We start from the raw sequence: 11,781 nt of genomic DNA, 5'->3' as shown, positions 1-11,781 counted from the left end.
CGCGCCCCCCCCCCCCCCCCCCCCCCCCCCCCCCCCCCCCCCCCCCCCCCCCCCCCCCCCCCCCCCCCCCCCCCCCCCCCCCCCCCCCCCCCCCCCCCCCCCTCGAGGGGCGTCGGCGAGACTGCCGGTGTGGACGTCGAGGCCTTCTACCTGCCGCTGGGCGACAATCGCTACTCCCCCACCCGGGCCACCGAGAGCCCCTGGGAGACCACCGCCCAGCACGGCGGGCCGCCGTCCGCACTGCTGGCCCACCTCGCGATCAGCGCCACCGGTGAGCAGCTGCGCGCCGCCCGGGTGAGCGTCGACTTCTACGGCGCCATCCCCCGCCGCGAGCTCACCGTCGAGGTCTCCCCGCTCCGCCCGGGCCGGCGGATCGACCTCACCGAGGCCACGATGAGCGTCGACGGGCGCACCGTCGCCGTCGCCCGGGTCTGGTCGATCGCCACCGGGCCGACGCCGCCGGTGGTCACCGAGCTCACCCCGCCGCCCGCCGTCCCGGCCGAGAACGACCACTTCCTCCCGCACCTGTCCGACTGGGGCTACGGGGAGGCCCTCGACTGGCGCTGGACCGCCGGTTCCCCCGACCGGCAGGGCCCGGCCGACGTCTGGACCCGGGTGCGCGTGCCGCTCATCGCCGGCCAGGAGCTCACCGGCACCGACCGCGCGCTCATCGCCGCCGACGCCGCCAACGGCCTGTCCGCCGAGCTGCCGATCAGCAGCTGGCTGTCCATCCCGCCGGGCATGACCACCCACCTCACCCGCGAGCCGGACGGCGAGTGGGTGCACCTCTCCTGCCGCAGCCAGCTCACCGACGACGGCCTCGGGCTGTGCTCCGGCACGCTGTCGGACACCCGCGGCGCGATCGGCGAGGTCGCCCAGCCGCTGCTGGTCCGCGAGCGCTGAGGGTCCCACCGGCCCGGGCGACTGCCGATGACAGAGGGCATGAGCACCACCCGGACCGACGACGCGCTGGACAGCTGGCTGGCCGACCTCACCGGCGGCGAGCCCTCGATGCGGCGGCTGCGCCGTCGGCTGACCGCCGAGGGCAACACCACCGCCGACGCCTGCCCGACCTGCCACCGCGCAGCCGACGACCACACCGCGAACTGGGTCGCCACACCCCTCGACTGAGCACAGCAGGGGCCAGCGAGAACGGGCCGTACTCAGCCCGCCGGCGACCAGCCCAGCGCCGGGCCGAGCTTCTCGGCGGTGTCGGTGAGGATCTGCACGTAGTCCTCGTGCTCGAAGCTGAACGGCAGCGCGAACGCCACCTCGGTCACCTCGCGGAAGCCGGCGTGCGCGTGCAGCTGCTCGGCGATCTGCTCCGCCGTCCCGATCAGGTCGGCGGCGAACATCATCCGCGCCGGGCCCTGCGGTGACCGGGTCCGCGGCGTCCGCGCCTCGACGTAGGCCTCGTACCGTGCCCGCTGCGCCGGGGTGGCCGAGTCGGTCGGGATGACCACCAGCCCCTGCGACACCCGCCCGGCCGGGTTCGCGGCCTTGAACGCCTGCACCTGCCGCGCCTGCTCGGTGGCGAAGTCCTCCGATGCCTCGGGCTTGACCACCGACGAGGTCAGGAAGTGCATCCCGTTCTCCCCCGCCCACTGCGCCGAGCGCAGCGACCCGCCGCCGTACCAGAGCCGCGACCGCAACCCGGGTGAGTACGGCTGCACCCGATCCGACCACTCCTCGACCACACCCTCCCGCCCGCGGAAGGACGAGGCAGCCGAGCCCGCGACGAGGCGCAGGAACCGGGCCACCCGCTCGTAGGAGAAGTCCTCCACCTCGGCGGTGTCGGGGTAGAGCGCGGCCTTCACGTCGTCCCAGTGCATCGGCGGGCCGACCGACACCCCGGGGTTCAGCCGGCCACCGCTGAGCACGTCGACGGTCGCCAGGTCCTCGGCCAGCCGCAGCGGGTTCTCCCAGGCCAGCGGGGTCACCGCCGTGCCGAGCTCGATCCGCGACGTCCGCTGGGTGGCCGCCGCCAGCACCGCCACCGGTGAGGAGATGCCGTACTGCAGGTGCCGGTGCCGCAGCCACGCGCTGTCGAAGCCCAGCCGCTCCCCCAGCTCGATGACCCGCAGCGTCGTCTCGTGCCCGGCGGCCGGATCGGCCTCGTCGAACAGACCGATGGTCAGGAAACCCAGCTTCTCCAGCGGCACCCCAGGCTGCGGCATGGGCACATCAGATCAGGCCGCCACCGGTGCCAGCGTGGCCACCAGCTCGGCCGCCGGCTGCGGCCGGCCGAAGAGCCAGCCCTGGGCGAACGGGCAGCCCAGCTCGGTCAGCGCCTGGGCCTGCTCGGTGGTCTCCACACCTTCCGCGATCAGCGTGAGCTCCAGCGCGTCGGCCAGCGTCACCACGCTGCGCAGCAGCCGGGCCCGCCGATCGGAGGTGGTCACCGAGGAGACGAACGAGTTGTCCAGTTTGAGGTGGTCCGCGGGCAGCGTGTCCAGCCGCGACAGCGCCGAGTAGCCGGTGCCGAAGTCGTCGATCGCCACCTGCAGCCCGTGTTCGCGCAGCACGTGCAGGGCGAGCACCGACCGGGTCGACTCCGCCTCGACCAGGCTCTCGGTCACCTCCACCACGGTGCGTTCGGCGGGCCAGCCGGTCTGCGCGAGGACGTGCAGCACCTGCCCGGGGAACGCGACGTCGTCCAGCTCCAAGCCGGAGACGTTGACGGTCAGGAACAGGTCACGTCCCGTGGCCTCGCACAGCGTCCGGGCGTCGCGGCAGGGCGCCGCCCAGACGAAGGCACCCAGCTGCCCGATCAGGCCCTCCCGCTCCGCGACCGGGACGAACTCCACCGGTGGCACCGGACCGCGCTCGGCGTGGTGCCAGCGCACCAGCGCCTCGACGCCGGCCACCTCGCCGTCCGCCAACCTGACGATCGGCTGCAGGTGCACGCTCAGCCCACCCGCGTCGGCTCCGGCCAGCGCGGCCGCCAGGTCGCGCGCCAGCGGGCTGGGTCCGCCGGAGTCCAGCTCGGTCCGGCCCCGCCCCAGGGACTTGCCCCGGTACAGCGCGGAGTCCGCCCGCCGCATCAGGTCCGCGGGCGAGTCCCCGGGCAGGAGCTGCGCGACTCCCACCGACGTGCCGATCCCCGGCAGCGCGGCACGCAGCTGCTCGGCGGCCGCCAGGGCTGCGTCGCCGCCGAGTCCGGGCATGAGCAGGGAGAACTCGTCCCCGCCGTGCCGGGCCAGGACGGCACCGGCCGGCAGCAGCGACCGCCAGGTCCCGGCCACGTTCTTCAGCACCTCGTCGCCCGCCGCGTGGCCGCGGGAGTCGTTGACCGCCTTGAAGTGGTCGAGGTCGAACAGCGCAGCCGACAGCGGGACACCGGCGCGGACCGCCACGCGCACCGCGGCCTCGAGCGCCTCGTCGAAGCCGCGCCGGTTGACCAGGCCGGTCAGCGCGTCCTCGTGTGCGCTGGCGGCGCGCTGCGCCAGGACGCCGATGGCACCGGCCGATCCGATGACCAGCAGCCCGAGGACGGCGGCGGGGCCCATCGCGATGTCGCCGCGCAGCACGACGACGAGGGTGCCGATGGCCAGCAGCTCCCCCAGGAAGCCGACGGCCCACACGAGCGGGAAGAACAGGAACGCGTCCATCGAGGCGAAGCTCATCAGCCCCAGGACCGCCACCGCGCCGGTGGCCGTGGGCGAGGCACAGGCGAACACGCCGATGCCCACCGATCCGACGGCGAGCAGCACCCGGTAGAAGACCAGGGGCACCCGACTGCCCCAGCGCATGACCGCGAGCCCCACGACCGTGGTCCCGGGTCCCAGTGCGGCCACGGCCGGGTGCACGTGGGCCAGGCCAGCCGGTGTACCGAGGACGAGGGCCACCGCCGCCACCCCGCCCAGCGCCGTGAGCAGGCCGGCGGTCCGGGCGACCACCCGGGGCGTGGCCACCTCGGGTGCCATCCGACTGATCCGCATGACCTCTGATCGAACGACCGGCGCGCCGACTGCAGCGATCGCGCACCCACGGGCCCTCGGTCGTCACCCCCGCGGGTGAGGCCCCCGGTCATCTCGGGCCCAGCCCGCAGCGGCGGACGGCCTCAGAGGTCCTTGCGGCGGAACGACAGCGCCGCCAGGCCCCAGATCATCAGCACCCAGAACGCCGCCCAGGCCAGGTAGGCAGCGGTCAGCGGCGCCTCGCTCAGGAACGGGAAGCCCGCCATCTCCTGGCCGAACTGCAGCAGCGCCGCCGGGTCCTGGAAGGCGTGCATCGCCCCGCGCCACAGCCCGTCGGTGGGCAGCAACATCCGGGAGATCGTGCCGACCCGGGCCACGCCGTCGTTGCCCAGCGCCTCCCCGATGCCACCGACCACCCCGGCGATCCACGTCGCGCCGAACAGCCCGACCGCGACCACCCCGGAGGCCATCGGCGAGATCACCGTCGACAGCAGCAGCCCCAGGGTCAGCAGCACGACGGTCTGCGCGGCCAGCAGGGCCAGCGCCACCACCGGCTGCGGCGGCCAGTAGCCGACCGTCACCTGGACGACGAGGCACTGCGCCAGCCCGGCCAGGACGACGAACCCGCTGCCGAACGCGGCCAGCCCCAGCCACTTGCCCGCCAGCACCGCCCAGCGCCGCACCGGGCGGACCAGCAGCGACAGCGAGATGCCCGACTCGATCTCCCCCGACAGCGTCGGGCCGGCCAGGAACGCGGTGCCCAGCGCGGCGATCAGGCTCAGGCCGAACATCACCAGGTTGAGCAGCTGGGAGGCGACCAGCCGGGCCTCGCCGCTGGTCAGCGTGCCGAACTCCGACTCCGCCGACAGCCGGGAGAAGCCCCAGGCGCTGAGCACCAGCAGCACGACCGTCAGCCCGGCCAGCGCCCGCAGCACCTTGCGCCGGGACGCCTCGCGCAGGGTGAGCCCGGCGATGGTCAGCACGGTCCGCGCGGTGCTCATGCCCGGTCCTCCGCGGCGGCGCGCAGGATGCCCAAGAGCCGCTCCTCCAGGCTGATCCGCACCGGCTCCACCGCGTGCACCCGGACGCCGGCGGCGACCAGGTCACCGACCAGGTCGGGCACGGCGTCCCCGGCGTCCTCCGCGGGCAGCGCCACGGTGAACCAGTCGCCCTCGCGCTCGACCAGGCTGGTCGCGGACAGCCGCGCCTGCGCCGCCGGGGTCACGCCGGTGAGCTCCAGCCGCACCTCGCGCTGGCCGAGCAGCTCGTCGAGCGTGCCGGAGGTGGCGACCCGGCCGCGGTCGAGGATCACCACCCGGTCGCAGACCCGCTCGACCTCACCGATCAGGTGCGAGTTGAGCAGCACCGCGACCCCGCGCTCGCGCAGCGACAGCACGATGTCCCGCACGTCGGCGCGGCCCAGCGGGTCGAGCGCGCTGGTCGGCTCGTCGAGCACCACGAACTCCGGCCGGGCCACCAGCGCCACCGCCAGGCCCAGCCGCTGCTGCATCCCCTTGGAGAAGCCGCCCACCCGGTCACCGGCGCGCTCGGCCAGCCCCACCAGGGCCAGCACCTCCCGCTGCTCGGCCGCCGGCACCGAGACCCCGGAGAGCCGCACGTGCAGCGCGAGCACCTCGGCGGCGGACAGCCACGGCTGGTAGCGGAACAGCTCGGGCAGGTAGCCGACCTTCGTCCGGGACGCCGGGTCGGCCGAGGGCGAGCCGAACAGCATCGCCTCGCCGGCGTCCGGGGTGACCAGCCCGAGCAGCATCTTGATCACCGTGGTCTTGCCGGCACCGTTCGGGCCGAGCAGGCCGACCACCTCGCCGCGGCCGACCTGCAGCGACACCTCCTCGACCGCCTGGCGCCTGCCGTAGCGCTTGCGCAGCCCGGAGGCCCAGACCGCGGGCGCCGGCGGCAGGTCGGCGACCAGCTGCGCCGCCGCCTGCCGCGCGGCGTCCCCGGCCGGGGACGCCCCGGCCGAAGCGGCTCCGGCCGGGGCGTTCGCCGTGGAATCGGCCGCCATGCTCAGCGCAGGCCCTGGGCGACCGACAGCACCTCGTCGGTGTCCAGCGACCCGGCGACCGCGGTCACCACGCCCTCGTCGACCCAGACCACCGCCGACATCGAGCCGTCGGCCAGCTCCAGCACGGTGGCCTGGACGCCGTCCACCTCGGCGGTCGAGGTGCTGACCCGGTCGCTGGGCACCGGCAGCGGCAGCGTGCCGCCGTCCGCGGTGAACTGGCTCAGCTGCGCGGCGACGTCGTCGGGCAGGCCCGGCAGCGACAGCAGGTGGTCGCGCAGCGTCTCGAACGGCACGCCGGAGGAGTACGCGGTCGGGGCGACCGCGCGCCCCACGACCAGGGCGGGCACCCCGGCCGAGGACTCCCACGCCTGGGCGACGCCAGGGCCGGCGACCATCCGCACCGTGGCGCCGTCCAGCCCGGCGGGCGCCGGCGGCAGGGTCTCCCCCGCCGCGGCCGCCGCCTGGGCGGCGCGGTCGGCGGAGAAGGTGAACGTCGCGCTGATCTCGCTGCCCACCTGGTAGGTCGGCTCACCGCTGATGCCGCGCGGCAGGTCGGCCACCTCCGGCAGCTCCAGACCCGACTCGGCCTCGGCCGCCGCCGCGTCGTCGACGGTGCGCAGGTCGCCGTCACCGGTGACCACCACGTCGCCGTAGGCGCTCAGGTCGGGCAGCGCGATCAGGTCGGCGGTGCTGAGCGCCACCGGCTGCACCTGCTCGGTGCGGAAGATCTGCAGCCAGTCGTTGGCGGCGGCGGTGCCGGCACCGGTGAGCACGACGGCGGCGGCGACGGCCGCGACCACCGGACGGCGCATCGCGGGGCGGGACCGGCGGGGGGTCGCCACCCGCTCCGGCTCGGCGGTGGCCGCGGACAGCCGGCGCCAGGCGGCGTCGACGTCCGGGGTGCCCTGCGGCGCCAGCGCCGAGTCGAGGGCGGTGGCGTCGGTGCGCATGGTGGCCAGCGTGTCCAGGCACTGCGGGCAGCCGGTCAGGTGCGCGCGGTCGGCGTCGGAGATCCCGGCGGGCTCGTCGAGCAGCCGGCGCAGCACGCCGTCAGATGGATGACGCATGACGGTTCAACTCCTTGCGAAGAGCGGACTCGGCGCGCCGCACGGTGGTGCCGACGCTGCCCGGGGAGAGGTCGAGGGCGGCCGCGACCTCGGTGTAGCTCAGGCCGCTGTGCCGCAGCACCAGGGCCACGGCCTGGGTGCGGGGCAGCCGGGCGAGCGCCGTCCGAACCCGGCGGCGCTCCTCCAGCGTCACCACCGCGTCGGCGACGTCGGAGACGACGGCGTCCTGCGCGACGGCGGAGAACTCCTCCCGGGACGCGCGGCGGCGCCCGGAGCGGAGCAGGTTGAGCGCGGTGTGCGCGGCGGCCACGGACAGCCAGCCGCGCGCCTCACCCGCCGGCACCGCGGAGCGCCCGAAGGAGAGGAAGACGTCCTGGGCGACGTCCTCGGCCTGGTCACGGGAGCCCAGCACGCGGGTGGCCACCCCGACGACGAGGGCGTAGTCGCGGCGGAACACGTCCTCGAGGTCGGCGCGCACGGCACCGGGAGACGAACGGAACACCGCTTCCCGCTCCCTCCCCGCGACCCGTCCGGCCGAGATCCCGCCGACCGCTCCGGGGGCGGCGAGGACGGCCGCGGACCGCGCTCCCCCGTGCCTGATCAGTTCCATGTCTCTACAGCACCGCCGGCGCCTGGAATGTGACACGGCCCCCGCAGATGATCTGCGGGGGCCGTGTCGGTGGTCTCTCGGTGGTCAGCGCGCCTCGGGCATCGGCTGCAGCAGCTCCGCCGCCGGGCGGGGCGCCGGGACGGTCGTCGTCCCGTACAGGCTGACGCCGGACGGCGCGGCCATCATGGCCTCCAGCTCACCGGTGTCCAGGGTGGGCTCACGGGTCTCCAGCGTCGGCTCGACCAGCGCGGGGACGGGCTGGGCGGCCGGTGCCCGGCCGGTGACCAGCCGGACCAGGCGGCGCAGCGAGCGCGCCTCCTTGCGCCGGGCCCTGCGCTCCGCGGCGCGCTCGGCCTCCTCGCGGGCGGCGTTCTCCCGGTCGAGGATCTCCCGGGCCATCCGGTCGGTCTCTGCGGCGACGATCAGGTCGGCCCGGGCCTGCTGCGCCCGCTGCCGGCCGTCGCGGCGGATCTCCTCGGCCTCGACCTCCTCGTCGTCCCGGACCTTGAGCAGCCGGTCGTAGGCGCTGGGCAGCTGCATGTTCAGCAGCGCCTTCATCAGCACCGGCAGGATCTCGACGCTGAGGAAGAGCAGGAAGAGCATGAGGTGGGCGGTGCCGACCATCGGCCGCTCCGCCGACAGCCGGTCCATCGCCTCCAGGCGGGCGAGGATGCCGTCGCTCTGGGAGTTCTCCGCGTCGAAGGCGGCCTGCTCGGCCCGCCGTGCCTCGTTCAGCCGGGTCAGCTCGGCCTTGTCGGTGACCAGGTCGGCCTGGGCGAGGGCGACGCTGCGGGCGTCGGCGCTGGCCGCGGCCTCGCCGGCGTCGGTGCGCACCCGGGCGAGCTCGGCCTCGGCGGCGTCGAGCTCGGCCTTGGCCGCGTCCCGCACGCCGCCCTGCTGGGTGGCCGCGGCCGCGGCGGCGAAGTAGGCCGCGCCCTGGCCGACGTCCCCGGAGCCGCAGCTGCCGTCCAGCTCGCACTGGGCCTTGGCCTGCAGCTCGGCGAACCGGTCGACCGCGGTCTGGAAGGCGGTCTGCTTGGCGTCCCGCTCGGCCTGCGCCGCGACCACCCGCGGGTCGGTGTTCGGGTCGGCGGTGCCGCCGCTGGCGATCACCGCCTGCTGCTCGGCGACCCGCGCCTCGAGGGTGGGGATCTGGGCGTACCGGGCGTCGGCGTCCAGCTCGGCGGTGAACTCCTCGGCGGCCTCGGCCTGCATCGTCACGATCGTCGCGTCGATCTCCTTGCCGAAGACCTGCAGCGTCAGCGGCGTGGAGATGACCGTGCCCAGGACGACGGCCAGCGCCACCCGCGGCAGCGCCATGCCCAGGTTCCGCTTCCAGGACGGCTCGTGCGACATGCCGACCAGCAGCATCCGGTCCAGGTTCAGGATCACCAGACCCCAGCCCAGCCCGACCAGGACGGCGACCACCCACGGCGCACCGAGCGCCATGTGCAGCGCGAACGCCATCGACAGCGCGGCCAGCGCGCCGGTGGAGATCAGCACCCCGCCGAGGGCGATGAACCGCGCTCGGGCACCGGGGGCCACCCGCAGCAGGTCGAGGCGGGCGCCGGCCAGCACGGCCAGCCGGTCGCCGGAACGGGTGCGGGTGCGGGTGCGCACGGGGTGGGGTCCTCTCGCCGAGTTGTACCCACCCGTCATCGGCCGCCCGGCCCCCCGCCGGTACCGCCGCCCACCTGTGAGGTGGCCCCCCACCCGGCCATGTTGGCGAACATGGCCGGGCGCGGGTCAGACGCCGAGGTGGGCCAGGGCCTGGAGGAGCAGGGTGCTCTGGCCGTTGGCCAGCTCGGCCAGCACCTCCGGCCGGCGGGCCTCCTCCGGGCTCACCCAGGTCAGCTCCAGCGCGTCCTGCTGCGGGGCGCAGTCCCCCTCGACCGGGACGACGTAGGCCAGCGACACCGCGTGCTGCCGCGGGTCGTGGAACGGCGTGACGCCCGGGGTCGGGAAGTACTCGGCGATGGTGAACGGCTGCGGCGCCGGCGGCACCCGCGGCAGCGCGAGCGGGCCGAGGTCCTTCTCCAGGTTGCGCAGCAGCGCCGAGCGGACCCGCTCGTGGTAGAGCACCCGGCCGGAGACCAGCGCCCGCTTGACCTGGCCGTCCTCGCCGATCCGCAGCAGCAGCCCGACCGCGGTCACCACGCCGTGGTCGTCCACCCGCACCGGGACGGCGTCGACGTAGAGGATCGGCAACCGCTCGCGGGCGGCGTCCATGTCCTCCCGGGAGAGCCAGCCGGCATCGGTGAAGTTCACGTCGGTCATGTGCCCTGTCTAGCCGACGCGGGCCCGACCCGAACCCCGGACGTGCCCGACCCGCCCCCGTGAGCGTCCACACGTCGGCCCCCGGGCATGTGTCGCCCCCCGCTGGATCGGGCACGGCGGGGCCATGGCCGATCAGTTCACGTTCACCGACCCGACCACGATGTACCGCACCGACGGCTTCCCCGAGCAGACCCAGGACGCCCCGGGTCTCGTGCAGGACCTGCAGCCCGGCGCCGACCACGGCGAGCAGAGCTACCGCGGCACCGGCCGCCTCACCGGCCGCAAGGCGCTGGTCACCGGCGCCGACTCCGGCATCGGCCGCGCCGCCGCGATCGCCTTCGCGCGGGAGGGCGCCGACGTCGTCCTGAACTACCTGCCCAGCGAGCAGTCCGACGCCGAGCAGGTCGCCAAGCTGATCGAGGAGGCCGGCCGCAAGGCCGTGCTGGCCCCCTCCGACATCGCCGAGGAGTCCGCCGCCCGGGCGCTGGTGCACACCGCCGTCGACGAGCTCGGCGGGCTGGACATCGTGGCCAACATCGCCGGCAAGCAGACCTACGTCGACGACCTGGCCGACGTCATCAGCGAGCAGTTCGACCGGACCTTCAAGACCAACGTCTACGCGCTGTTCTGGATCGTGCAGGAGGCGCTGCCGCACCTGCCGGCCGGCGCGACGATCATCAACACCAGCTCCATCCAGGCCTACCAGCCCTCCCCGGGCCTGGTCGACTACGCCACCACCAAGGCCGCGATCAACACGATGAGCAAGGCGCTGGCCCAGCAGCTCGCGCCCAAGGGCATCCGGGTCAACGTGGTGGCGCCCGGCCCGTTCTGGACGCCGCTGCAGGCCTCCGGCGGGCAGCCGACCGAGGCGCTGCCGGAGTTCGGCCAGGAGACCCCGATCGGGCGCGCCGGTCAGCCGGCCGAGCTCGGCCCGGTCTACGTCTTCCTCGCCTCGCCCGAGTCCAGCTACGTCTCCGGGGAGACCCTCAACGTCAACGGCGGCATGCCGACGCCGTGACCGCTGAGCACCAGGCCCGGTCGACGAGCGGGACACCGACGGCTACGCCGACCTGCGCTCCTACGCCGCGATCGGTGACGGCCGCACCATCGCGCTCATCGCCCGGGACGGCCGGATCGACTGGCTGCCGCTGCCGGAGATGAACGCGCACGCCGTCTTCGGCGCGCTGCTGGACGCGGAGAGCGGCGGCTGCATCGAGCTCTGCCCGGTCGAGGAGTTCACCGCCGAGCGCGAGTACGTCGAGCACACCAACGTGCTGACCACGACGTTCACCACCGCCTCGGGCCGGGTGCGGATCACCGACTCGCTGAACTCCGGCATCGCCGGCCGGCTGCCCTGGTCCGAGCTCGCCCGCCGGGTCGAGGGCCTGGACGGCGAGGTGCGGCTGCGCGCCGCCGTCCGCCCGGGCACGTGCCTGAACACCGTCTCCCCGTGGGTGCACCAGACCGCGCACGGCCCGGTGCTGCGGGTGGACGACCTCACCCTCGCCGTCCGCACGTCGGGGGCGGACGACGTCCGTGCCGGTGACCGGCGGATCGACGTGGACTACACGACCGGCCCCGGGTCCCGGCACCTGCTGGCACTGGTGTCCACCGAGCGGGAGCCGCTGTTCCTGCCGCCGGTCGAGGCGATCGACGCCGGGGTCGACCGCACGATCGGGAACTGGGCGGCGTGGATGCGCGCCTTCGAGTGGGACGGCCCCTGGGACGACGCCGTGCGGCGCAGCACGCTGCTGCTCAAGCTGCTCATCCACGCCGAGAGCGGGTCGAGGGGGGGGGGGGGGGGCCCCTCCCAGCCCCCCGCCCCCCCCGCCGGCGAGATCATGGTCCTAACACAATCCCATGATGTGGAAACCACCTACC

12 protein-coding genes are annotated in these 11,781 nt (G+C 75.0%); 4 read left to right on the top strand and 8 right to left on the bottom strand.

Going from position 1 to position 11,781, the window contains the following annotated elements; genetic code table 11:
• The first annotated feature begins 129 nt into the window (after window positions 1-129).
• Both ACJTNH_RS20540 and ACJTNH_RS20535 read left to right on the top strand, forming a co-directional pair.
• The gene (locus tag ACJTNH_RS20540; protein ID WP_458179098.1) at window positions 130-903 is read left to right on the top strand and encodes a thioesterase family protein; all 774 of its coding nucleotides are present in this window, start codon (window positions 130-132) and stop codon (window positions 901-903) included.
• Window positions 904-942: 39 nt separating this feature from the next.
• Window positions 943-1,131: a hypothetical protein gene (locus ACJTNH_RS20535; RefSeq protein ID WP_458179096.1), complete on the top strand. Its 189-nt coding sequence runs from the start codon at window positions 943-945 to the stop codon at window positions 1,129-1,131.
• Window positions 1,132-1,163: 32 nt separating this feature from the next.
• On the opposite strand, the gene ACJTNH_RS20530 is transcribed toward ACJTNH_RS20535, so the two are convergent.
• From ACJTNH_RS20530 to ACJTNH_RS20495, 8 genes are all read right to left on the bottom strand, one after another.
• The gene (locus ACJTNH_RS20530) at window positions 1,164-2,177 is read right to left on the bottom strand and encodes an LLM class flavin-dependent oxidoreductase (protein ID WP_458179094.1); all 1,014 of its coding nucleotides are present in this window, start codon (window positions 2,175-2,177) and stop codon (window positions 1,164-1,166) included.
• 12 nt (window positions 2,178-2,189) lie between these two features.
• Window positions 2,190-3,926, bottom strand: a complete 1,737-nt coding sequence (locus ACJTNH_RS20525; protein ID WP_458179092.1) for a putative bifunctional diguanylate cyclase/phosphodiesterase — start codon at window positions 3,924-3,926, stop codon at window positions 2,190-2,192.
• 137 nt (window positions 3,927-4,063) lie between these two features.
• On the bottom strand, window positions 4,064-4,921 hold the full coding sequence (locus ACJTNH_RS20520) for an ABC transporter permease (RefSeq protein WP_458179090.1): 858 nt from the start codon (window positions 4,919-4,921) through the stop codon (window positions 4,064-4,066).
• Window positions 4,918-5,946 carry an ABC transporter ATP-binding protein gene (locus tag ACJTNH_RS20515; protein WP_458179088.1) on the bottom strand — a complete coding sequence of 343 codons (1,029 nt, stop codon included), beginning with the start codon at window positions 5,944-5,946 and terminating at the stop codon, window positions 4,918-4,920. The genes ACJTNH_RS20520 and ACJTNH_RS20515 overlap by 4 nt, the downstream gene beginning before the upstream one ends.
• A 2-nt stretch (window positions 5,947-5,948) precedes the next feature.
• Complete coding sequence (locus tag ACJTNH_RS20510; RefSeq protein ID WP_458179086.1) at window positions 5,949-7,013, bottom strand: hypothetical protein; 1,065 nt, start codon at window positions 7,011-7,013, stop codon at window positions 5,949-5,951.
• On the bottom strand, window positions 6,997-7,515 hold the full coding sequence (locus ACJTNH_RS20505; RefSeq protein WP_458179084.1) for a sigma-70 family RNA polymerase sigma factor: 519 nt from the start codon (window positions 7,513-7,515) through the stop codon (window positions 6,997-6,999). The genes ACJTNH_RS20510 and ACJTNH_RS20505 overlap by 17 nt, the downstream gene beginning before the upstream one ends.
• Window positions 7,516-7,707: 192 nt before the next feature.
• Window positions 7,708-9,243 (bottom strand): DUF4407 domain-containing protein, encoded by a 1,536-nt coding sequence (locus ACJTNH_RS20500; RefSeq protein ID WP_458179082.1) that lies wholly within the window; start codon window positions 9,241-9,243, stop codon window positions 7,708-7,710.
• Between the two features lie 126 nt (window positions 9,244-9,369).
• Entirely contained in the window at window positions 9,370-9,900 is a 531-nt protein-coding gene (locus ACJTNH_RS20495) for an NUDIX hydrolase family protein (RefSeq protein ID WP_222195382.1), read from the bottom strand.
• A gap of 124 nt (window positions 9,901-10,024) precedes the next feature.
• Here ACJTNH_RS20495 and ACJTNH_RS20490 point away from each other — a divergent pair, with 124 nt between their 5' ends.
• Window positions 10,025-10,918, top strand: a complete 894-nt coding sequence (locus ACJTNH_RS20490; RefSeq protein WP_458179080.1) for an SDR family oxidoreductase — start codon at window positions 10,025-10,027, stop codon at window positions 10,916-10,918.
• Between the two features lie 52 nt (window positions 10,919-10,970).
• A partial coding sequence (locus tag ACJTNH_RS20485) for a trehalase-like domain-containing protein (RefSeq protein ID WP_458179100.1) occupies window positions 10,971-11,781 on the top strand: 811 nt, incomplete at its 3' end.

The sequence above is a fragment of the Modestobacter lacusdianchii genome (assembly GCF_054177765.1).
The sequence above is the reverse complement of the archived record's forward strand: the minus strand, read 5'-3'. Positions and strand labels throughout refer to the sequence as shown.